We start from the raw sequence: 21,996 nt of genomic DNA, 5'->3' as shown, positions 1-21,996 counted from the left end.
CTCAGTGCCCGCTCAGCCAGGTGTCGAAGAACTGGAGTCGGGCCGAGGCCTCGAACTTCAGGTCCTGGGTGTGCGCGGCCGCGCCGATCGCCTGCGACAGCTCGATGGTCGGCACGTAGAGCCCGTTGTCGAGGATCTGACGCTGCGCCGACTCGAGCAGGGCCGTGCGCTCGGCGGGATCACCGGCGGCCAACTGCTTGTCGAGGGTCTGGTCGAGCTCCGGGATCGGGCCGCGCACATTGAGATTGCGCCCGGTCAGCGAGAACGAGGTGCGCAGGATATCGCCGTCGGCGCGCGTGGAGTTGCCGTAGGTGGCGTCGAAATCCTTCGACGCCTGCCGGGCGATGGCCTCCGGGGTGGACACCAGATCCAGCCTCAGATCCACACCGACCTGCCGCAGCTGCTGCTGCACCAGCTCGAGAATGGCCTGGTTGCCCGCGAACACCTGGCTGAACGTCACCGAGAAACTCAGGCGCTCACCGTTTTTGGCGCGGATGCCGTCGGAGCCGACGGTCCAGCCCGCCTGGTCGAGGATCGACTTCGCCCGGTCCGGGTCGTAGGCGAGTCGCGCGGACTGATCCAGGTAGGCCGGGGTCGCCGCCGCCAAGGTGGAGGTGGCCGTCTTGAAGTCCGGGCCCAGCACCGTGTCGACGAGCTGCTTGCGGTCGAGCGCCGGGAGCAACGCCTGGCGCACCGCCGGATCGCGCAGTGGACCGCGAGTCACGTTGGGCTGCAAGCCGAACGGCAGTCCGGGGTTCGACGTGGACAGGATCCGACCGCCGGTCGCCTCGATCTGCGGGGCGTCCTGGGGCAGCGCGTCACTGATCGCGTCGAGCTGACCCGAGGCCAGGCTGCCGGTGCGCACGCCCGACTCGGGCACCACGGTGAACTCGATCCGGTCCAGGTACGCCTCACCCTGATGCCCGAAAACCGCGGAGCCCCAGCTGTATCCGGCGCGCTTGGCCAGCGTCACCGAGGTGTCCTGCTTGTAGGCGGCGTAGGTGAACGGGCCGCTGCCGATATTGTCACCGGCGCAGCGGGCCTCGGCGGGCGCGGCATTGGTCGACGCGGCCAGGATGCCGAGCTGCGTAGTCGAGGACGCCTGCAGGAACTGGGCGTTCGGCGCGCTGAATTCGACACGGGCGGTGAGCTTGTCGACCGCGGTGGTGGCGACGTAGTTGGTGAGGTAGCTCGCACCCAGCGGCGCCTTGGCCGCGCCGAGCTTGACCACCGCGTCGAAGGTGTCGCGCACCGAATCGGCGGTGAGCGGGGTGCCGTCACTGAAGGTCACGCCGTCGGCGAGGGTGAACGTGAACACCTTCGCGTCCGGGCTGATCTCCCAGCTCTTGGCCAGCCACGGGGTGATCTCGCCGGTCTCCGGGTCCTGATCGGTCAGCGAGTCGACGATCTGGCGGGCCACGTAGATGGTCTGGTTGGTGCCCGACTGGGCCGGGTCCGAGCAGGTCGGGGCGCCGGACAGGCCGTAGCGCAGGGTGCCGCCGGGCTGCGGCGGACCGGCCTGGCCGCCCGAGCTGCCGGTGTCGCCGCCACAGGCGACCACCGTGGTGGCGGCGGCCAGCACACCGGCGAACGCGGCGAGGCGATGTCGAATCACGAAGTCACTCCAGAGAACTCACGGCCGGCGGCCAGGGGACGGCTCGGAAAACGGCGGCGCAACTCCGGCGCCACCTGCGCCTGGAACAGTTCGAGACTGCCCAGGTGGTCGGCCTCGGTGCGGCCGTCACGCTCGGCGGACAGGTGGATCACCTCGTGGCCGAACTGCTCGTGATAGCGCCCGACCTTGTCGATCACCTGCTCCGGTGACCCGATCAGCGCCGAGGAGCGGGCGATGAAGTCCTCGAGCGTCTCGAACACGATCGGATTGCCGATCGTGCGTTGCAGGGCCAACCGCGCGGTGTAGATCGGGCGGAAGACCTCGACCGCCTCCTGCGAGGTGCGCGCCACATGGAAACCCGCGGTGCCCGCGCCGACCAGGGCGTCGGCGGGGTTGTGCCCATAGTGCGCCCAGCGTTCGCGGTAGTGGCGGATCAGTTCGGCGTACGGCTCGATCGGGTTGGTGACATTGGCCGAGAACACCGGATCACCGTGGCGCGCGGCCAGTTCCACCGACTGGGTGCTGGTGGCGCTGCCGTGCCAGATCCGCACCTTCGGTTGCAGCGGGCGCGGCAGCGCCTTGGCGGCGGTGAGCGAGGGCCGGAACTGCCCCGACCAGGTCACCTCGTCGCTGTCCCACAGTGCCCGGAACAGTTCGTAGCCTTCACGATTGCGGTCCCACTGATCCTCGGTGGTGACGTGGTAGAGCTGGGCCTGGGCGGCGCCGTTGCCCTTGCCGATGATCAGTTCGAGCCTGCCGCCGGACAGATTGTCCAGCGTGGAGTAGTCCTCGAAGGCGCGCACCGGATCCAGCAGGCTCAGGGTCGTGACCGCGGTGAACAGGCTGATCCGCGAGGTGAGCGCCGCGATGTGGCTCAGCACCACCGGCGGCGCGGCCGAGAGGAACGGGTCCTCGTGCCGCTCGCCCACCGCGAAACCGTCGTACCCGAATTCCTCGGCGCGCCTGGCCTGGTCGATCACCTCGCGCAGCCGGTCGGCCGTGGCGGGAACCACGCCGGTGTGCGGATCGGGAACCCTGGTGATCAGGGTCATCAGGAGAAATTTCATGCGGCGGGCTTCTTCGGCAGTCCGGGCGGATTGATCCGCGACTCGGCGACCTTCTCGGTGTCCAGGCCCCAGCGGTCGAGCACCTTCTGGTAGCTGCCGTCGGCGATGGCGTGGGCCAGGGCCGCGTGCACGGCGGCGATCAGGCCGTTGTCCTTCTTGGTGAGCACCGCGATCTCGCCCTGCAAGCCGTCGCCCGCGCCGGAGAAGGTGGCGATGATCTTGGTCTCGCCGGTGGTGGTCGAGTGGTAGACCCCGGTCGGGTTGGGGCCGATGTAGCCGTCGATGCGGTGCGAGCCCAGCGCCAGGTAGTAGTCGGTGGTCTGCTGGTAGTAGGCGATATCGATCGGCGCCAGACCGTCGGCGACGTTCTGCTCGTTCCACTTCACCAGCAGCTGCTCCTGGTTGGTGCCGGCACCGACCCCGATCCGCTTGCCCGCCAGGCTCTTCCGATCGGTGTAGACCAGCGAGCTGTCCTTGGGCACCTCGAGGGCGACATTGTCCTCGCGGTAGGTCGCGAAGTCGTACTTCTCCTTGCGCTCCTCGGTGACGGTCACGTTCGAGATGAACACGTCCACCTCACCGGAATCCACCCGCACGAAGTTCTGCGACCAATCCGCCACCTGCGTCACGAGTTTCAGCCCGAGGACATCGGCCACCAGGGTGGCGAAGTCGATCTCGGATCCGACCACGGTCTTGTCGTCGGTGGCGTAGAAGCGCAGCGGCGGCGCGGCACCGGCGGCACCGGTCACCACCAGGGTGCCCCGGTCGCGGATGGCCTGGGGCACCTGCGCGGCGATCGCGTCGACCTTGGCGACGTGGACACGGTCCTTCTGCTCGGGCGAGAGATCGAAGGTGACATTGCCTGCCTCGACCGTGTTCGCGGCCTCGGGATCGGCGGTGCAGCCGGTGGTCAGCAGGGCTGCCGCCGCGACGATGCCGATCAGGGTGGAGAGCTTCATCAGTGTCGAAACCTGTTCGTGGAAGGGCTGTTCGGAAACGGGTTCAGCGCACGCGCGACAGGAAAGCCTGTGTGCGTGGATGTTCGGGGTGGTCGAGGACGGTGGCGGCGGGGCCCTGTTCGACGATGCGGCCCTCGTCGAGGAACACCACCGTGTCGGCGACCTCACGGGCGAAACCGATCTCGTGGGTGACGATCACCAGGGCGGTGCCGCTGTGCGCGAGATCGCGGATCACCGCGAGCACCTCGCCGACGAGTTCGGGGTCAAGGGCGGAGGTGGGCTCGTCGAACAGGATCAGTCGCGGGCGCAGGGCCAGCGCCCGCGCGATCGCCACGCGCTGCTGCTGGCCGCCGGACAGGCGGCGCGGGTAGGCGTCGACGAAATCGGCGAGGCCGACCCGGGCGAGCAGCTGCTTCGCCTCGGCGACAACCTCCGCCCGGGGCCGACGCTGGGCCGAGACCGGGGCGAGCACCACGTTGTCGAGCACGGTCAGGTGCGGGAACAGATTGAACTGCTGGAACACGAAACCGATCCGGCTGCGCTGGGTCCGCACCGCGTGATCGGGCAGCGGGCGCAGCACGTCGCCGCGCTGCCGGTAGCCGATGAGCTCACCGTCGATGTGCACGGTGCCCGCGTCCTGGGCCTCCAGATGGTTGAGCACCCGTAGCAGGGTGGACTTGCCGGAGCCGGACGGCCCGATCAGCGCCACCACCTCGCCCGCGCGCACGGCCAGGTCGACCCCGCGCAGCACCTCGGTGCCGTGGAAGGACTTGCGGATTCCGCGGGCACGCACCGCTGCGGTCATCGGGTGGCTCCTCGGGGTGCGGCGGCGATCTCGGTCACCTTGGTGCGCACGCGCTGCCACGGTGTCGGCGGCAGCTGACGCTGCGCGCCCTTGGCGTAGTGGCGTTCGATGTAGTACTGGGCGATCGACAGGGCGGTGGTGAGCACGATGTACCAGACCGTGGCCACCATCAGCAGCGGCACCACCCGGCCGTTGCGACCGAAGATCACCTGGACCTGGTAGAACAGCTCGGCGATCGCCATCACCGACACGATCGAGGTGCCCTTGAACAGGCTGATCACCTCGTTGGCCGCGTTGGGCAGGATCGAGCGCATCGCCTGCGGCAACACGATCGTGCGGAACTGACGCCAGCGCGGAATGCCAAGCGCCGCAGCGGCTTCCAGTTGGCCGCCGTCCACCGAGAGCAGACCCGCGCGGATCAGTTCGGCCGAATACGCCGCCTGGTGCAGGGCCAGGCCGATCACCGCGGCGGTGAAACCGCTGATCACGCCGTTGACGCCGAAGTCGAAGAAGGCCGGTCCGAACGGAATACCCACGGACAAGCGGGGATACAGGTAGGCGATGTTGAACCAGAACAGCAGCTGCACGATCAGCGGAATCGACCGGAACGCCCAGATGTAGGTCCAGGCGATCACCCGCAGCACCGGGTTGTCGGAGACCCGCCCGATGGCCAGCAGCGTGCCGAGCGCGAAACCGAGCGCGGTACCCCACAGGGTCAGCTCGATGGTCACCCACAGCGCCGACATCACCGATTTGGCGGTGAAGTACTGGGCGAAGGTGCCCCAGTCCCACCCCGGATTGGTGATCAGGCCGTGCGCGAACTGGGCCACCAGCAGCAGGGCGATGCCCGCGACGACCCAGCGCCACGGGTGCCGGGAACCGGCGATGCGGGGCAGGTTCTCGGCGGCGGTCGCGCGCGGTGGCGGTGCGGGCGCGGTGTCGGCGCCGGTGACGGCGGACGCGGTCATGGGAGTCCTTCGAAAACAGTGGAACGAGGTGCGGTGACCTCCACCCGGCCAGGGCGGGTGCGCGAGCTGGCGGCGCTCAGGCCGGACAGGACATCAGCACGAATATCTCCTCCATCGGTCCCGGCGGAAGCACCCACACCCCGGGACGGGGCGGGTTGCTGCGACGTCGTCGAGCCAGGTCTCTCGGTCGCTCTGGATGGTTGTGCTCGACGGTTGCGGCCCGAGCTGAATCAGCATGTGGCATAGGCGCTACCGCACGCAACGGTAGAAATCAGCGTGAGCCCAGAGGTTGGACGCGGGGGATCGGCGGAGCACAATTGCCCCGATTCGGTGCGGTCAGCGACTCGCGGGCGGGCGAGGGGGACGCTGACGAGAGTGGGTCGAGTCGTGTCCCGGGGGCGGCGGGCCGGGTGGGGGCGAGCGGATTCGGGTCGGTGCGTCGTGGGGGAGCGCGGGGCTGGTCGGCGGGGTCGCTGAAAGGTTGCGACGCGCCGAATCGAGGGTTACTTCACCTGCGTCGAAATTCGGGTGGCGCGCGGTAGCGTCGGCCTTCTCTGCGTCGATGAGGAGTCCGCCGTGTTCGTGTCACGTCGTTCCATCACCCTGACGGCCTGCGCCGCCGCGCTGCTGCTGAGCGCGCCCACCGTCGCGGCCGCCCCGGCACCGCCCGCGGTCACCAGGGACACACCGGCCGTCGCGCCCACCGCCGGGCCCGGTGACCTGCTCACCGCCTACCAGACCGTCGTCGAGACCCTCGAAGCCCTCGGCATCCAGCCGTTCCTGTATCCCACCGCCGCGCTGAACTGCTCCGCCGACGGACCCGGCATCGTCCCCGCCGTCGCGGGCGCGGTCCCCGGCCCGTGGCCCGCCACCGCCCTGCCGCTGCCCGGTCTCGACCTCACCGCCGTGAAATCCGGGCAGACCCTGTTCACCTTCCTGCCCTACGGCATGGCCCCCGACACCGCCGCCACGAATACCGCGGGCATGCAGGTGGCCTGGCTCAACATCAGCAACGGCCGCAGCGGCATGGCCTCGATGGGTCCGATCGGCGACATCGTCGCCGCGATGGTCCCGCCCGAGGTCCCCGTCCAACTCCGCCCGATGGCCGAGGCCGCCATCCGCGACTTCCTCCTGGCCGCCATCCCCGTCGGCGGCGTCCGCGCGGTCCCGGTCGACACCGGCCACGGCACCGTCCTGGCCGCCGTCTTCGGCACCGCCGACAACGCGGGCCGCTCCTGCTTCTTCTTCCCGACCGTCGGCATCATCGACGTCCCCTGATCCGGATGCTCGGTCAGCGGGTCGCGGTCCGGCTCGTGTCGTGGTCGGACGGTGTACCCACCAGCGGGCGCTGCTTCCAACGGAGTCGGCCGGTGCGGTGGCGGTGGTGGGAGCGGGCCCAGAGGGCGAGGTAGTGGGCGGTGGCCAGGGGGTGCGCCAGTGCCGAGGCGAGGTCGGAAGTGGTGGGGGCGCGGTGGGTTTCGATGGTGCGGGCGGTGAGGCGGCTGGTGACGGCGGCCGCGTAGCCGAGCAGGCCGAGGCGGCGGGTGCTGCCCCGGCCGAAGAGGGCGGCCAGCGGGGGCACCCAATACGTCAGGGCGACAACGGTTCCGAGGGCGGCGCCGGTGTCGAGGCGGCCGCCGTAGGCCGACCACAGCCAGCGGGTGTAGCCGTCGGCGAGTTGGGTCGCGTCGGTGTACATCCGGGTGCGGGCGGCCGAGCCCGCGGTGACCAGGGCGGTGTGGTGTCCGGCGCGGCGCAGGGCGCGGGCCAGGTCGAGATCCTCTGTGGCACTGGCCGCTACGGCCGTGTGTCCACCGGCCGCGCGATACGCCTGCGCGTCGACGGCGAGGAACTGGCCGCAGGCCACGGCGGTGGAGGGGCGCAGGCTGCGGTTGGCGGGGCCGATCGGCAGGGTGGAAGCCCACGACCAGGCCAGCAGCGGCTGCATGAGGCGCTCGGCGGGCGAACCGGCGTCCTGGACGGGCCACACCGACACCAGTCCCGCACCGCGCCTACGCAATTCGGTGACCGCCGCCGCGATGGCGTGGGGTGCAAGGCGCACATCGGCGTCGACGAAGACCAGCGCGGGGGTGTCGGCGTGCGCGGCCAGGCGCACACACGCGGCGGCCTTGCCGGTCCAGCCGGGATCGGGGGTGGTGCTGGTCCGCAGCACGGTGAAACGGAGGTCGTCGTCGACGGCGGCCGTGGCGGCCTCGTAGGTGCCGTCGGTCGAGTCGTCGTCGAGGATCAGCACGCGCAGCCGGGGCACGCCGGTCTGGGCGCGCAGGTCGGCGATCAGCGCGGGCAGGCGGTCGGCTTCGTCGCGGGCCGGAACGCACACGGTCACCGGTTCGAGCACGCCGGTCACGCCGCGCGACAGCGCCCGCACGGTGACCAGGTTGTAGGCCGCGGTGACGGCCCCGAGCACGGCCAGGCCGGTGCCCGCCCAGCTCAGGCGGCGGGCCACACCCATCTCAGCGACCAAGGCGGCGGCTGGAGATCTCGCGCCACATCTCCGAGGGGGAGAAACCGCCGCGCGGCGCGTGCGCCGGAGCCGGATTGCGGTCGCGGAACGCCAGACCCGCGATCAACGCCGCCACGGCCAGGGTGATGCCGCCGACGATGCCCGCCCAGCCCGCGAACGAACGGGTGTTGGGGTCGGCGTATTTCACCTCGGCGCGCAGGTTCGACACCTCGCCCGCGGGCAGCTTCCACGACACGGTGTTCTCGCTGTCGGTGGTCTCGCGGGTGCCGTTGGTCTTGGCCACGCGCGCCGGGAACGCCACGGAGAACTGCACATCCGAGCCCTGCGGCGGCAACGATTCCAGGTCCACGCGCCCGTTGAGGCTCACCAGGTCGCCGTTGCGCTGGAACTCCAGGGTGAACATGCCCTGGGTCTGATCCGACAGTCCGCCGAGCTGGCCGACCTCGCCGAAGGACAGGTCGTCGAAGAACACCTGCGTGCCGACGTAGCCGTCCTGGTTGTAGTTCTCCACCCGGATCTTCGACGACAACGAATCCGGCGCCTTCAACTGCGGGCCCTTGTCCTCGGAGTTCTGCGGCACCGCCGCGGCGACGATGCGCCCCGACACCCGGTCGTTGGACGACACCCCCATCGACACCTGCACCCGCAGGCACCCGGTCAGCGCCGGCACCAGCAGGGCCAGCAGGACGGCGACGGCCGCTACGCGCCGCGCGGGCACGGAACGACGCGGCGAAGGAGCGGGCATGTCGGCGACGGGACTCGGCTGCACGGTTGACATCGTGCCAGGCTCAGGCCGCTGAGCCCACACGACGGGCCCACCGGCTCCCGCTCACCCCCGCCGATCAGGACTTTTCGCGTCGAATTCGGCACGGGAAAACGGCGCAAGGCCGCTCCGGGCCCGCATCAGCAACGGAAAACCGAGCACGCCGAGCCCGCAGAAACCCCAGATCGCCGACGCGGGCAGCCCGAGGAACACCGCGTGCGCGAGCGCCGAACCCAGCCAGGTCCACCCGAACACCGCCACCGGCACCGCCACCGACGGATCCCGCGCGGGCGGCAGCACCCGATCGAGCACGGTGAGCAGCACGGCCATGAGCCCGGCCACGAGCGCCCAGCCCAGATAGTTCGTATACGGGATCTGCGGCAGCCCCGGCAGCCCGGCGTCGGTCACCGCCCAGGTCCACTGCCCGTCGGTGACCATCTGCGGATCCAGGAACAGATCCCACCCCACCGCCCCGAGCGCGAACAGCGCCCCGCGGCTCACCGGCGCGGTCGTGAGCAGACTCGCGACGATCCAGATCGGATACAGCCCGCCGGTCCAGGCCAGCGGCACGACCACCGGCACCTCGGCCACGGCCGGGCCGAGCCGGTCGAGCGCGTAGGAGTACGCCCCGAACGGGAACCCGGTGCCGGTCCCGACGATCTCCGAGGCCAGCCCCAACCCCGACACGATGACGAAAAACCCTGCGGCCCACCGCAATCCCCGCGTGGTGGCCGCGTGCGTCAGTGCCGTCACCACGGTCAACACCACCACCGCGACCGTGATCCGATCCCGCGTCACCCCCGCACTCAGCGGATAGGTGATCTGCACCAGCACCAGGGCCAGCGCCGACACCGCCGGAACCGCCCGCCACGGATCCGCCCGAACCCACTGTCGAATTCCCGCGGCGGCCGCCCTGACCCGCCGATCTCCCCTCATCGCGCGGTGAACCGCCATTTACGCTTGTCGCCCAACACCATGCGCGCCGCACTGCGCCCGCTCGCGCCCGAGACACCGCCACCGGGATGGGTGGAGGCCCCCGTCAGGTACAGGCCGGGGGCGCCGGGAACGCGCTGATCCGACAGTTCCGGCAGCGGGCGCCACAGCATCATCTGGTCCAGCGACATCTCCACGTGCATCACATTGCCGCCGCGCAACCCCATCTCGCGTTCCAGATCGACCGGGGTCTGCACGAACCGTTGGCGCACCGACGCGGCGAAACCCGGTGCGTACCTGTCGACTTCGGCGATGATCCGATCCGCCTCGACCTCGGCGTGTGCTGCCCAGTCGCTGCCGTCGGCGAGCTCGTAGGGATGCCACTGCGCCCACAGCGAGAGCTGATGTTCGCCGGGCGGGGCGATGGAGGGGTCGAGCGCGCTGAAACTCATCGCCAGCACCACCGGGCGCGGCGGCAGCGCACCGGCCATGGCGGCGCCGTGGGCGAGGCGCAGCTGCCCGCGATCGGAGACGAGAAACTGCAAACCACGGGCGGATTCGGCGGGGGAGGCGCCGGGATACTCGGGTAACCGGTCGGTTGCCAAGCGCACGACCATGCCGATGCCGGGGCCGACCCGGATACGGCGCTGCCAGTCGTCGAGCACCTCGGGGGCGAAACCGCCGGCCCGCAGCAGGTCGAGGGTCGCCAGGATGTGTGAGCCCGCGACCACGGTGTCGGCGCGCAGCGTCCGGCCCGCCGCGGTCGTCACCTCCCACCCGGCGCCCGCGCGGCGCAGGGAGGTCACGGCGTCGCCGGTGTGCAGCTCGCCGCCGTCGGCCCGCAGTCGCGCGATCAGCGCCGCGCTGAGCGCCCCACTTCCCCCCACGGCCCGGCCGGGCGGCAGCGTGTGCATGAGCGCCGCGAACCCGACCATCGGCGCGGTGCCCGGTTCCGACATCGGCGGACCCGACTGCGCGCCGAACCACGCCAGCGACGCCTTGAGCCGTTCGTCGTCGAACCAGAAATCCAACAGCGCGTCCCCGGACTGCAGGAACTCCCGCGACAACGCCGATCCGCCGGCGCGCGCGTCCAGTCCCCAGAACGAGCGAAGCAGCCTGCCGGGCGTCGGCGGACCGCCGAACGAGCGCATCACCCGCGCGCTGCGCTCGCCCCACACGCCGACGAACCGGCGATAGGCGTCAGCGTCCTTGACACCGCACGCGGTCGCGATCGAGGCGCAGGTCGCGTCCAGGTCGCGGTGGAACACGATCGGCGCGCCCACCCCGTCCGACGGGGTGAAGCCCCACGGATCACAGTCCAGATAGCGCAACCCGAACCGCTCGAGCTCGAGCTCCTCGATGATCCCGGTGTGCCGGACCATGATGTGCGCCGAGGAACCACGGTCCACGAGATGGCCCGGAAACCGCTCCACCGTCGAGACCGCCCCGCCGGGCACCTCGTCGCGTTCGAGCACCCGCACCGCGTGCCCGGCCCTGGCCAGATAGCAGGCCGCCACCAGCGCGTTGTGGCCGGACCCGACCACGATCGTCGTCACGAGGGACCGGGCGGCATCGGCAACCGGCGTCCGAGGATGGCGAACGGTCGGGTGTCGCCCGCGAACACGAAATTGCGGACCACATCGGTGAAACCGGTCCGCCGATAGAGCTTCCAGGCCCGATTGGCCTCCTCGGGCACCTCCGGCGTCGACAACAACACCGCCGCCTCGTCGCGATCGGCCAGCAGCCGCTCGAGCAGCCGCGCCCCGATCCCGCGCCCCTGCGCCGCCGGATGCACGTGCAGTTCGGTGAGTTCGAAGTAGTCCGCGAGCAGCTCGCGCGCGGCCGCGTCGGGCCAGCCGCAGCGGCGCATCCCGGTCTGGACCTGCTGATGCCACCACTGGCGCGGGGCGCCGCGATAGCCGTAGGCGATGGCCACGATCGGCGCCGTGCGCAGGTCGACGCCCCCGGCGTCGTCGGGCAGCACGGCCGCGACCGCCCGCCAGCCCGCCCTGGTGGTGTGTTCGGTCCACATCGGGGCGCGGTGGTGTTCGGTGCCGCGGGGGTAGTCCATGGCGGCGACATACACCGACAGGGCGTCGTGCAGGCGCGCGCGCAGGGCGGCGACGCTGAGGTCGACGACGACGGGTGCGGGGGTGTGCTTCGGCTTGACGGCTGTCATGGCTCTCGTCGATGGCGCGCGAACGCGGGAAGTTGTCGGTGGGTGTCCCTATATTCAATCTCAATTCAAACGTTCGAATGCCAGTTCGATCAGTGCGAGGGGTGAAAGGGGCAGCAGATGGCCGGTCACGGCAATGCTCGAGAGGACGGTCGGGCGCGCGCGGGTCACGACGGGCGGGCGGGCGGCCTACTCCGCCAGGCCGACGCCCTCCTCACCGATTCGGCCTGGGAGCACGAACCCGGCGAGCGATTCCGCACGGCATACCTGGCCGCGCTGCGCGGCGCGGGCGCGATGATCGCGCTCACCGGCGCCGACCGCGCGCCGCGCGCCCGCTCCCGCAGCGCCTGGGTGCTGCTGCGGCGCGCCAGCCCGGAGTACGTCATGTGGGCCGACTACTTCGAGGCGCACTCGCAATTACGGGCCGCGTTGGAGGCCGGATTGGACCGCGCGATCACCGAAACGCAGGCGGATGAGTTCTGCTCACGGGTGGGCGCGTTCCTCTACGACGTCGACGATGCGCTGGTAGCCGCGGCCAAGAGCGGCCCGCAGCCGAGTCGTGGCCGCGACATGACCGCTTAGTTATGACCGAGTAGGTGGTACGCCAACGATCGAACTCGTATTATGGGGAGCAGATAGCCGCCAAGGTCGGCTACCCGTCGCCTACCCGGAGGCGACCAGCCACGCCTAGTGCCGGGGGAGGTACCGTGCCACTCTCCGAGCACGAGCAGCGCATGCTCGAACAGATCGAGAGCGCTCTCTATGCTGAGGATCCGAAGTTCGCCTCGTCCGTCCGAGGCGGACGACTTCGTTCCACGTCGAGTAGACGCAGATTCCAGGCTGCGGCGTTGTTCGCCGTCGGCCTGTTCATGCTCGTCGCCGGCATCGCCGTCAAAGCTGTCCAGATCGGCGGTTTCCCGATCGTCAGTCTGCTCGGATTCCTCGCCATGTTCGGTGCTGGTGTCCTGCTGATGACCGGCAACTCGCGTCGCGCCGGGAAACCGGACGAGACCGAGACCCCAGCGGCGGGCAGCGGCCCGTCGACCGGACCCACGCCCCGCGGCGGTCGCCAGCGCAAGTCCGGCGGCTTCTCCGAGCGGATGGAAGACCGATTCCGGCGGCGGTTCGAGCAGGAATAGCTCAGACCTAGCCGGACACGAAGGCGGCGCCCCACCCAGCACGGGTGCGGCGCCGCCTTCGTGCGTCTCGGGGGACCGGATCACCCGACGCGCGATCCGCGCGGTTCCCCCACTTTCCCCACCGCGCCCCACCCCGTCCCCCACCCGCTGTCCGATTCGTCGTGAAGCTGCGGTATTTGCTGGACGTTGTCGGGACGGCGGATCGGCGACCCGCGCGGGTTGCCCGAACACCCCATAACCGCGAATCTCGGTGATAGCTGGCATGACCTGCGGAATTGTGTTGGCGGGGAGCGAGATCACGCGGGGTTTCGATTGAAAGTGGGGGAAAGTGGGGTAATGTGGGTCGCGCACTACAGGAACGACCGTACGGCTCGGTGAATCCAGTAGGGAGGTGGCCGGGATGTTTCTCGGTACCTACACCCCTCGGCTGGACGACAAAGGGCGGCTGACGTTGCCTGCGAAATTTCGAGACGATCTGGCGGGAGGGTTGATGGTCACGAAAGGCCAAGACCACAGCCTTGCCGTGTATCCCAAAGACGAGTTCACCGCGCTCGCGCGGCGGGCCGCGTCGGCGTCTCGAAGTAACCCGCAGGCAAGGGCTTTCGTTCGAGCACTGGCGGCGGGCACCGACGAACAGCGCCCGGACGCACAGGGTCGGATCACGCTGTCGGCGGACCATCGGCGCTACGCGAACCTCACCCGAGATTGCGTGGTGATCGGGTCGGTCGACTTCCTCGAAATATGGGACAAGCAGGCGTGGGAGACCTACCTCGAAGAACACGAGGAGGACTACGCGCAAGCCGGAGACGAGTCGCTGGGCGGGATCTTCTGACCTCTAGCACGCGAGTGCCGCGAGGCCTCTGCCCGGGCGTGGACCCTGACGTACTTCCCCGACGCCAGGTGCCGTGCCCCGGTCAGAGACCTCGAAGCATTCGCCCCGTCCACCCATTCGACCAGCGTCCATCATTCGACAAGCACTGTGTGGCAAGGCGACCCGTCTGCGACGCGAGCCAGTATCCCGGGAGGTCGAGGTGAACCATGACGCCGAGAACTCCCGTCATGTGCCGGTCCTGCTCGAGCGCGCCGACGACCTGCTCGGCCCCGCGCTGAGCGAACCGGGCGCGGTCTATCTCGACGCCACGCTCGGATTGGGCGGGCACGCAGCGCATTTCCTGCGCACCTACCCCCAGGCCCGCCTGGTCGGCCTCGATCGCGACACCACCGCCCTGCGGTTGGCGGGCGAACGACTCGCGCCCTTCGGCGACCGGGTCACCCTGGTACACACCCGCTACGACGGGATCCCCGCCGCGCTGGCACGCGCGGGGCTCGACGAAATCGGTTCCGTCTCCGCGATTCTCATGGATCTCGGGGTGTCGTCGATGCAGCTCGACGAGGCCGATCGCGGTTTCGCCTACTCCGTCGACGCACCGTTGGACATGCGGATGGACCCCACTACCGGGCCCACCGCCGCCGACGTGCTCAACACCTACAGCCACGGCGACCTCGCCCGGGTGCTCAAAACCTATGGCGACGAACGGTTCGCGGGCAAGATCGCCTCGGAGGTGCTGCGCAGGCGAGCGGTGAAGCCGTTCGCCACCAGCGCCGAACTGGTCGAGGTGCTCTACGCGACCATTCCGGCCGCGGCCCGGCGCACCGGCGGCCACCCGGCCAAGCGTTCGTTCCAGGCGCTGCGGGTGGAGGTCAACGGCGAGCTCGACTCGCTGCGGGCGGCGCTGCCCGCGGCGTTGGATGCACTGCGTGTGGGCGGACGGATCTGCGTCATGTCGTACCAGTCGCTCGAGGATCGACTGGTCAAACACGAACTCGCACCACGGATCATCTCCCGGTCACCGATGGATCTGCCGGTCGAACTGCCCGGCATGGGACCGGAATTCCAGATGCTCACCCGTGGCGCGGAAAAAGCGACCGAGTCCGAGATCGAGGTCAATCCGCGATCCGCGCCGGTGCGGATGCGCGCGGCCGAACGAATCGCGGAGAGGTCAGGGAGGACACAGGAGGGGACGAGATGAGCGTGCGGAGCAGCACTGTCGCGGTGCCGAGCAAGGCGGCGCGACGCGTGGAAGCGGCACAGCGGGTGAAGTCCGGTGCGGCACAGCGGGCCTACGCTCGCAAGCGCACCAGGCAGCAGCTCCTCGACGGCATCGAACTGCCCGAGCGGGCCTCGACGATGGCGGGGCGGATTCCGTTCGTCACCGCGATCATCGGTCTGCTCGGCTGCGGTCTGGCCCTGACCCTGCTGCTCACCACGCGCGCCGCCGAGGACAGCTACCAGCTCGGTGACGCCAGGGCGGTCAACCGCACCCTCGCCGACGAGCGGGCCGCGCTGCAGCGCGAGGTCGCCGCCGCCGACTCGGCTCCCGAATTGGCCGCGCGCGCACGCGAACTCGGCATGATCCCCGCCAAGGATCCGGCCCGGCTCGTGCTCGGCCCCGACGGCGAGGTCACCGTGATCGGCACCCCGATGCCTGCCCAGGGCGCGCCCGCCCCGCCGCTGAACGCCCCGCCGACCACCACGCCCAACGGGCCAACCCCGGGTCACGCGCAGGCGGTCGGCGAGCGGGTGGTGCCGGTGCAGCCCGGTGTGCCGCTCACGAGTCCGGCCGCGCCCCAGGGTGTTCCGAGCAACCCGGCCCCCACGGTGCCGACCGCGAACGCGCCGGTCCCCGCCCCGGTCGAGGCGCCCGCCCCGATCGAAGGCACCACCCCGGCCGACGCGCCGGTGCCGGTCGAGGGCGCGCCGCTCGCGCCGGTAACCGTGCCGGACCGCATCGAGGTGGCCGCCCAGGGCGAACCCCCCGCCGACACACCGCCGCCCCCACCGGTTCTCGACACCGCGGGCCCGATCGCCGGGCAGCGACCCCCGGTCCGGCTCGCCGAGGCGCAACCGAGTGAACAGCCGCAGGTCGTCGAGTCCCAGGATGGTCCCCGATGAAACAGAGCGGGCCCGCGTCGCAGCCGCGACGCGGGCCGGTCTCGTCGAGGGCCCGCTCGCTCTCGCCGGATCGGCCCGTTCGACTCCGGCTCGGCATCGGCCGGGTCGCCCTGCTCGCCACGCTGGGCGTGGTCGCGCTGCAACTGCTCTACATCCAGAGCTTCGCCGCGCCCACGTTGTCCGCGCAGGCGGCCTCGCAGCGCACCATCAAGGCCACCGAGGAGGCCGTGCGCGGTCCCATCACCGACCGCTACGGCAACCAGCTCGCCTTCACCATCACCGCGAAATCGCTGACCTTCCAACCGGTCACGGTCCGCAAGCAGCTCGCCGAGGCCAAGAAACTCAAGCCGAGCGCGCCCGATCCCGACCAGCGACTGATCGAGATCGCGAAGTTCATCCACGACAAGCTCGGCTCCACCCAGGGCGCGCCCACCGAGCAGGAGCTGCTCGAGAAACTGCGCAGCGAGAAGCTGTTCCACTACCTGGCCCGCAATGTCGATCCGCGGGTGGCCGGCGAGATCACCGCCAAGTTCCCCGAGGTCGGCGCCGAACGCACCGACCTGCGCGAATACCCCGGCGGCTCACTGGCTTCCAATGTGGTCGGCGCGATCGGTCGCGACGGGCAGGGGCAGATGGGGCTGGAATCGGCGCTGGACTCGGTGCTCTCGGGCACCGACGGCTCGCGCACCTACGACCAGGGCTCCGACGGCGCGGTCATCCCGGGCAGCTACCGCGATCAGCAGCCCGCGGTCAACGGCAACGGCGTCGAACTCACCCTCGACGCCGACCTGCAGTACTACGTGCAGCAGCAGGTGCAGCAGGCCAAGCAGGTCTCCGGCGCGTCCTCGGCCTCGGCGGTGGTGCTCGACGCCAAGACCGGCCAGGTGCTGGCCATGGCCAACGACGGCACCTTCAATCCCGCACTCGGACCCAATCATTGGGCCTCGGGCAAACTCGGCAACCCCTCGGTCTCCGAACCCTTCGAACCGGGCTCGGTGAACAAGATCGTCACCGCCGCGGCCGCCATCGAATACGGCGTCACCACCCCCGACGAGGTGCTGCAGGTACCCGGCTCGATCAGGATGGCCGGGGTCACCGTCAACGACGCCTGGACCCACGACGTGGCGCCCTACACGACCACCGGCGTGTTCGGAAAGTCCTCCAACGTCGGCACTCTCATGCTGGCCCAGCGGGTGGGCGAGGACCGGTTCGCCGATATGGTCACCCGCTTCGGGCTCGGCCAGCGCACCGGGGTCGGCCTGCCCGGCGAGAGCGGTGGGCAGGTGCCCGCCCGCGATCAGTGGTCGGGCGGTTCCTTCGCCAATCTGCCGATCGGCCAGGGCCTGTCGATGACGACGCTGCAGATGACCGCCATGTTCCAGGCCGTGGCCAACGACGGGCTGCGCATCCCGCCGCGCATCGTGAAGGCCAAGATCGGCCCCGACGGCACCCGCACCGAGGAATCGCAGCCCGACGGCGTGCGCGTGGTGAGCCCGCAGACCGCGCAGACCCTGCGCCAGATCTTCCAGGCCACCGTGCAGAAGGACCCGATGGGCGTGCAGTCGGGCACCGGCGTTCCCGCTGCGATCGAGGGCTACCAGGTGGCGGGCAAGACCGGCACCGCGCAGAAGGTCGACCCCGCGTGCCGGTGCTATTCGACCTCGTCGTTCTACAGCACCTTCGCCGGCATGGCGCCCGCCGACAACCCCCGCTACGTCATCGGCATGATGCTCGACGCGCCGGTCCGCAGCTCCGACGGCACCGGCGGCGGGTCCGCCGCGCCGCTGTTCCACAGCATCGCCTCGTGGGCCCTGCAGCGCGACCGCGTCCCACCCTCGCCCGAGCCCCGGCGACTGGTGCTAGAGGCCGAGTCGTAGCGGTCGGCGAAACTCAACCCGCGTTGCCCATCCGACACCGCGCGTCGGTAACCTGACTCCTCGTCTCGCCCACGCGCTCGATCACTCTCAGAGAGGAGCCTTGTGCCCGCGCAGTCCAGCCCGCACGCGCTCCGGCCGACCACCGCGCCGTCGACATCGCTGCGGGCCCTCCTGGACCTCACCGGCGCCACGACCGCCACCCCGGCCCCCGCCGAGGTGACCGTCACCGGCATCGAGCAGCGTTCCGACGCGGTACGTCCCGGCGACCTGTTCGCCGGCCTGCCCGGCGCGAACTCCCACGGCGCCCGCTTCGCCGTCGACGCCATCGCCAAGGGCGCGGTGGCGGTGTTCACCGACGCCGCGGGCGCGGCGTTGATCGGCGAGGTCGCGGTGCCCGTGCTGGTGCGCGAACAGCCGCGCGCGGTCCTTGGCGAACTCTCCGCCGAGATCTACGGCCACCCCAGCGACCGGCTGCGCATCATCGGCATCACCGGCACCTCCGGCAAGACCACCACCTCCTATCTCGTGGAGGCCGGGCTGGCCGCCGCCGGGCTGGCCACCGGCCTGATCGGCACCATCGAGACCCGCATCGGCGGGCAGCGGGTGCCCAGCGCGCTCACTACCCCCGAGGCGCCGCAGCTGCACGCGATGTTCGCCGCGATGGTCGAGCAGGGCGTGGACGCGGTCGTGATGGAGGTGTCGAGCCACGCGCTGGCACTGGGCCGGGTCGACGGGGTGCGGTTCGCGGTCGGCGCGTTCACCAACCTCTCGCAGGACCACCTGGACTTCCACGCCGACTTCGAGGACTACTTCGCCGCGAAACGTCGCCTCTTCGACGCGGATTCGCCCGTCGCCGCGCGCACCACGGTGATCTGCGTGGACGACGAGTGGGGCACCCGCCTGGCCGGCGACCTGGTCGAGCCCGTCACCGTCTCGACCACCGGCGCGGCCACCTGGGACGTCGTCGGCGAGGTCAAGACCAGCGGCGGCGAACAGGAATTCACCGCCGCCGGACCCGACGGCGAACTCACCGTGCGGCTGCGCCTGCCCGGCCGCTACAACGTCGCCAACGCCCTGCTCGCGGTCGCCACCTGTGCCGCCGCCGGGGTCGATCCCGCCGTCGCGGCGCCCGCGCTGGCCGTGGTCGACGTGCCGGGGCGCATGCAGCGCATCGATCGCGGCCAGGACTTCCTCGCCGTCGTCGACTACGCGCACAAGCCCGCCGCCATCGAATCCGTCGTGCGCACCCTGCGCGGCCACCTCACCGAGGCTGGTCACGGCAGGCTGGCCGTGGTGCTCGGTGCCGGTGGCGACCGCGACGTGGCCAAACGTCCGCTCATGGGCGCCGCCGCCGCGCGCGAGGCCGACCTGGTGATCGTCACCGACGACAACCCCCGCTCCGAGGATCCGGCCGCCATCCGCGCCGCCGTGATCGCCGGGGCACACGAACTCACCGACCGCGGCGAGATCCGCGAGATCGGTGACCGCGCGGCCGCCATCGGCGCCGCGCTCGCCTGGGCTCGTGCGGGCGATGTGGTGCTCGTCGCGGGCAAGGGCCACGAGGCGGGCCAGGAGATCAAGGGCGTCAAGCACCCCTTCGACGACCGCGAGGTGGTCGCGGTGGCGCTGGAATCGCTCCCCGGACGAGACAGTCCGCACACGGACTCGGAGGACTTGACGGTTTCATGATCGAGATGACACTGCGGGAGATCGCGAACGTCGTCGGCGGTGAGCTGCACGACGTAGTCGACCCCCAGGCACTGGTGACCGGTTCGGTCGAATTCGATTCGCGCCGAATCGGTTCCGGCGATCTGTTCCTCGCGCTACCCGGCGCCAACTCCGACGGACACGACTACGCCGCCAAGGCCGTCGCCGCCGGGGCGGTCGCGGTACTCGCGGCCCGCCCGGTCGGCGTGCCCGCGATCGTGGTCCGCCCCGAACACGGTTCGGTCCCGGCCACCTCGGTCGCGCTCAGCCACGACGGCGACGGTTCCGGCGCCGCGGTGCTGGCCGCGCTGGCCGAACTCGCGCGCGTGAGCACCCAGCGGCTGGCCGAGCGCACCGGGCTCACCGTCGTCGGGGTCACCGGGTCCTCCGGCAAGACCTCGACCAAGGACCTGCTGGCCGCGGTCCTGGCGCCGCTGGGCGCCGTGGTCGCCCCGCCCGGTTCCTTCAACAACGAACTCGGCCACCCGTGGACGGCCCTGCGCGCCGACGCCGACACCCGGTTCCTCGCGCTGGAACTGTCCGCGCGCGGTCGCGGCCACATCGCCGAACTGGCCCGCATCGCCCCGCCGCGCATCGGCGTGGTGCTCAATGTCGGCACCGCCCACCTCGGCGAATTCGGCAGCCGCGAGGCCATCGCGCAGACCAAAGGCGAACTGGTCGAAGCACTTCCGCCCGAGGGTTTGGCCGTGCTCAACGCCGACGACCCGAACGTCGCGGCCATGGCCTCGCGCACGAAGGCCCGCGTGGTCACGGTCGGCCTGTCCGGCGACGCCGACATCCGCGCCACCGACGTGGGCACCGACGAGCAGGCTCGCGCGCACTTCACCCTGCACGCCGGGGGCGAGTCGATCCCGATCCAGCTCGCGGTGCACGGCGAACACCAGGTCGGCAACGCCCTGGCCGCCGCGGCCGTCGCCCTCGAATGCGGCGCCGACCTCGCCACCGTCGCCGAAGCGCTGTCCGGGGCCACCGCGGCCTCGGTCCGACGGATGGACGTGACGACCACCGCCGCCGGCGTCACCGTCATCAACGACTCCTACAACGCCAATCCCGACTCGGTGCGCGCGGCGCTCAAAGCGCTGGTCACCCTGGCCAAACCGGCCGAGCGGCGCAGCTGGGCCGTACTCGGCGAGATGGGCGAACTCGGCGACACCTCGGTGATCGAACACGACGCGATCGGACGCCTGGCCGTGCGCCTCGATGTCGACCGGCTGATCGTGGTCGGCACCGGACGACCCTCCCACGGGATGCACCAGGGAGCGGTCATGGAAGGCTCCTGGGGCGAGGAATCCATCCTCGTTCCCGATATCGACGCGGCGATCGCGCTGCTCGACGACGAGATCGCCCCCGGCGATGTGGTACTGGTCAAGGCGTCGAAAGCGGTGGGCCTGTGGGCCGTCGCCGAGCACCTGACCGGGGCAGCGGAAGGTAATACAGCTCGATGAGGCAAATTCTGTTCGCGGCGGGGATCGCGCTGGCGGTGTCGATCCTGTTGACGCCGCTGCTCGTTCGGGTCTTCGCCAAACAGGGCTTCGGCCAGGAGATCCGGGTCGACGGCCCGGCCAGCCACCAGGCCAAGCGCGGCACGCCCACCATGGGTGGCGTCGCCATCCTGATCGGCATGTGGGCGGGCTACCTCGGCTCGCACCTGATCGGCATCGGCTACGACGCGGAAGGCCCGACCGCCTCGGGTCTGCTCGTGCTCGGCCTCACCACCGCGCTGGGCATCGTCGGCTTCCTCGACGACTTCATCAAGCTGCGCAAACAGCGCAACCTCGGACTCTCGGCCGCGGGCAAGTACATCGGACAGACCGCCGCCGCGGTCATCTTCGCGGTGCTGGCCTTGCAATTCCGCAGCCCCGACGGGCTCACCCCCGCCAGCAAGCACCTGTCCTACGTGCGCGACTGGAGCACGGTGTCGATGGGCGCGCTCATCTTCGTGGTGTGGGTGCTGTTCCTGGTCGTGGCCTGGTCCAACGCGGTCAACCTCACCGACGGGCTCGACGGTCTCGCGGCCGGGTCGATGAGCCTGCTGCTGGGCGCCTACGTGATCATCACCTTCTGGCAGTACCGCAACTCCTGCTCCACCAGCCCCGGCCCCGGCTGCTACGACGTGCGCGACCCCCTTGACCTGGCGCTGGTCTGTGCCGCCGCGGCCGCCGCGTGCATCGGCTTCCTCTGGTGGAACGCCGCGCCCGCGCGAATCTTCATGGGCGACACCGGTTCGCTGGCCCTGGGCGGTCTGATCGCCGGTCTGTCGATCACCACCCGCACCGAGCTGCTGATGGCCGTGATCGGCGCGCTGTTCGTCGCCGAGGCCGCCTCGGTGATGCTGCAGGTGGCGGTGTATCGCACCACGCGCAATCGCCTGTTCAAGATGGCGCCGTTCCACCACCACTTCGAGTTGAGCAAGTGGGCCGAGACCACCGTGATCATCCGGTTCTGGATCCTGGCGGGTATCTCCGCCGCGGTCGGCCTCGGTTTGTTCTACAGCGAATATCTGTCACAGGTCGGGTGAGTAGAGACAT

Annotated in this window: 20 protein-coding genes and 1 riboswitch; of the genes, 10 read left to right on the top strand and 10 right to left on the bottom strand. The window is 70.5% G+C overall.

Annotated features, from left to right (window positions below):
- Position 1: 1 nt before the first annotated feature.
- Genes ACFP3H_RS13065 through ACFP3H_RS13045 form a run of 5 tightly spaced genes read right to left on the bottom strand, consistent with a single transcriptional unit; the run spans position 2 to position 5,414 of the window.
- On the bottom strand, positions 2–1,615 hold the full coding sequence (locus ACFP3H_RS13065) for an ABC transporter substrate-binding protein (RefSeq protein ID WP_378604682.1): 1,614 nt from the start codon (positions 1,613–1,615) through the stop codon (positions 2–4).
- The gene (locus ACFP3H_RS13060) at positions 1,612–2,682 is read right to left on the bottom strand and encodes an LLM class flavin-dependent oxidoreductase (protein WP_378604679.1); all 1,071 of its coding nucleotides are present in this window, start codon (positions 2,680–2,682) and stop codon (positions 1,612–1,614) included. The genes ACFP3H_RS13065 and ACFP3H_RS13060 overlap by 4 nt, the downstream gene beginning before the upstream one ends.
- Positions 2,679–3,641 (bottom strand): transporter substrate-binding domain-containing protein, encoded by a 963-nt coding sequence (locus ACFP3H_RS13055; RefSeq protein ID WP_378604676.1) that lies wholly within the window; start codon positions 3,639–3,641, stop codon positions 2,679–2,681. Before ACFP3H_RS13055 ends, ACFP3H_RS13060 begins: the two co-directional genes overlap by 4 nt.
- Before the next feature lie 43 nt (positions 3,642–3,684).
- Positions 3,685–4,446 (bottom strand): amino acid ABC transporter ATP-binding protein, encoded by a 762-nt coding sequence (locus ACFP3H_RS13050; protein ID WP_378604673.1) that lies wholly within the window; start codon positions 4,444–4,446, stop codon positions 3,685–3,687.
- Positions 4,443–5,414, bottom strand: coding sequence for an amino acid ABC transporter permease (locus ACFP3H_RS13045; protein ID WP_378604670.1), 972 nt, complete (start codon positions 5,412–5,414; stop codon positions 4,443–4,445). Before ACFP3H_RS13045 ends, ACFP3H_RS13050 begins: the two co-directional genes overlap by 4 nt.
- Before the next feature lie 108 nt (positions 5,415–5,522).
- Positions 5,523–5,617, bottom strand: a riboswitch (SAM riboswitch).
- A gap of 373 nt (positions 5,618–5,990) precedes the next feature.
- Between ACFP3H_RS13045 and ACFP3H_RS13040 the strand changes: the two genes are divergently transcribed.
- Complete coding sequence (locus ACFP3H_RS13040) at positions 5,991–6,692, top strand: hypothetical protein (protein ID WP_378604667.1); 702 nt, start codon at positions 5,991–5,993, stop codon at positions 6,690–6,692.
- A 13-nt stretch (positions 6,693–6,705) separates the two neighbouring features.
- Here ACFP3H_RS13040 and ACFP3H_RS13035 read toward each other — a convergent pair whose 3' ends face one another.
- The 5 genes from ACFP3H_RS13035 to ACFP3H_RS13015 all read right to left on the bottom strand — a co-directional run bounded on the left by ACFP3H_RS13035 (position 6,706) and on the right by ACFP3H_RS13015 (position 11,774).
- Complete coding sequence (locus ACFP3H_RS13035; RefSeq protein WP_378604665.1) at positions 6,706–7,887, bottom strand: glycosyltransferase family 2 protein; 1,182 nt, start codon at positions 7,885–7,887, stop codon at positions 6,706–6,708.
- A 1-nt stretch (position 7,888) separates the two neighbouring features.
- Complete coding sequence (locus tag ACFP3H_RS13030; protein WP_378604780.1) at positions 7,889–8,644, bottom strand: DUF3153 domain-containing protein; 756 nt, start codon at positions 8,642–8,644, stop codon at positions 7,889–7,891.
- Between the two features lie 84 nt (positions 8,645–8,728).
- Entirely contained in the window at positions 8,729–9,514 is a 786-nt protein-coding gene (locus tag ACFP3H_RS13025) for a carotenoid biosynthesis protein (RefSeq protein WP_378604662.1), read from the bottom strand.
- Between the two features lie 80 nt (positions 9,515–9,594).
- Positions 9,595–11,151, bottom strand: coding sequence for a phytoene desaturase family protein (locus ACFP3H_RS13020; protein WP_378604659.1), 1,557 nt, complete (start codon positions 11,149–11,151; stop codon positions 9,595–9,597).
- Entirely contained in the window at positions 11,148–11,774 is a 627-nt protein-coding gene (locus tag ACFP3H_RS13015; protein WP_378604656.1) for a GNAT family N-acetyltransferase, read from the bottom strand. The genes ACFP3H_RS13020 and ACFP3H_RS13015 overlap by 4 nt, the downstream gene beginning before the upstream one ends.
- A 117-nt stretch (positions 11,775–11,891) precedes the next feature.
- Between ACFP3H_RS13015 and ACFP3H_RS13010 the strand changes: the two genes are divergently transcribed.
- The 9 genes from ACFP3H_RS13010 (at position 11,892) to mraY (ending at position 21,986) form a co-directional block, all read left to right on the top strand.
- A complete protein-coding gene (locus ACFP3H_RS13010; RefSeq protein WP_378604653.1) occupies positions 11,892–12,353 on the top strand; it encodes an SAV_6107 family HEPN domain-containing protein in 462 nt (153 codons plus the stop codon).
- Between the two features lie 125 nt (positions 12,354–12,478).
- Positions 12,479–12,910 carry a DUF3040 domain-containing protein gene (locus tag ACFP3H_RS13005; RefSeq protein ID WP_378604650.1) on the top strand — a complete coding sequence of 144 codons (432 nt, stop codon included), beginning with the start codon at positions 12,479–12,481 and terminating at the stop codon, positions 12,908–12,910.
- A gap of 400 nt (positions 12,911–13,310) precedes the next feature.
- Positions 13,311–13,742: a division/cell wall cluster transcriptional repressor MraZ gene (gene mraZ / locus ACFP3H_RS13000; protein WP_378604647.1), complete on the top strand. Its 432-nt coding sequence runs from the start codon at positions 13,311–13,313 to the stop codon at positions 13,740–13,742.
- Positions 13,743–13,941: 199 nt separating this feature from the next.
- On the top strand, positions 13,942–14,940 hold the full coding sequence (rsmH, locus tag ACFP3H_RS12995; protein ID WP_378604644.1) for a 16S rRNA (cytosine(1402)-N(4))-methyltransferase RsmH: 999 nt from the start codon (positions 13,942–13,944) through the stop codon (positions 14,938–14,940).
- On the top strand, positions 14,937–15,863 hold the full coding sequence (ftsL, locus tag ACFP3H_RS12990; protein WP_378604641.1) for a cell division protein FtsL: 927 nt from the start codon (positions 14,937–14,939) through the stop codon (positions 15,861–15,863). Before rsmH ends, ftsL begins: the two co-directional genes overlap by 4 nt.
- Positions 15,860–17,740, top strand: a complete 1,881-nt coding sequence (locus ACFP3H_RS12985; protein WP_378604638.1) for a peptidoglycan D,D-transpeptidase FtsI family protein — start codon at positions 15,860–15,862, stop codon at positions 17,738–17,740. The genes ftsL and ACFP3H_RS12985 overlap by 4 nt, the downstream gene beginning before the upstream one ends.
- A gap of 102 nt (positions 17,741–17,842) precedes the next feature.
- Positions 17,843–19,429, top strand: coding sequence for a UDP-N-acetylmuramoyl-L-alanyl-D-glutamate--2,6-diaminopimelate ligase (locus ACFP3H_RS12980; protein WP_378604635.1), 1,587 nt, complete (start codon positions 17,843–17,845; stop codon positions 19,427–19,429).
- Positions 19,426–20,913 carry a UDP-N-acetylmuramoyl-tripeptide--D-alanyl-D-alanine ligase gene (locus ACFP3H_RS12975; protein ID WP_378604632.1) on the top strand — a complete coding sequence of 496 codons (1,488 nt, stop codon included), beginning with the start codon at positions 19,426–19,428 and terminating at the stop codon, positions 20,911–20,913. The genes ACFP3H_RS12980 and ACFP3H_RS12975 overlap by 4 nt, the downstream gene beginning before the upstream one ends.
- Positions 20,910–21,986: a phospho-N-acetylmuramoyl-pentapeptide-transferase gene (gene mraY, locus ACFP3H_RS12970; protein WP_378604629.1), complete on the top strand. Its 1,077-nt coding sequence runs from the start codon at positions 20,910–20,912 to the stop codon at positions 21,984–21,986. Before ACFP3H_RS12975 ends, mraY begins: the two co-directional genes overlap by 4 nt.
- The last annotated feature ends 10 nt before the right edge of the window (positions 21,987–21,996 follow it).

The sequence above is a fragment of the Nocardia lasii genome, from assembly GCF_042658545.1.
Classification (GTDB): Bacteria; Actinomycetota; Actinomycetes; order Mycobacteriales; family Mycobacteriaceae; genus Nocardia; species Nocardia lasii.
Note: the sequence above shows the minus strand (reverse complement) of the source record. Positions and strands in the feature narration are given on the sequence as shown.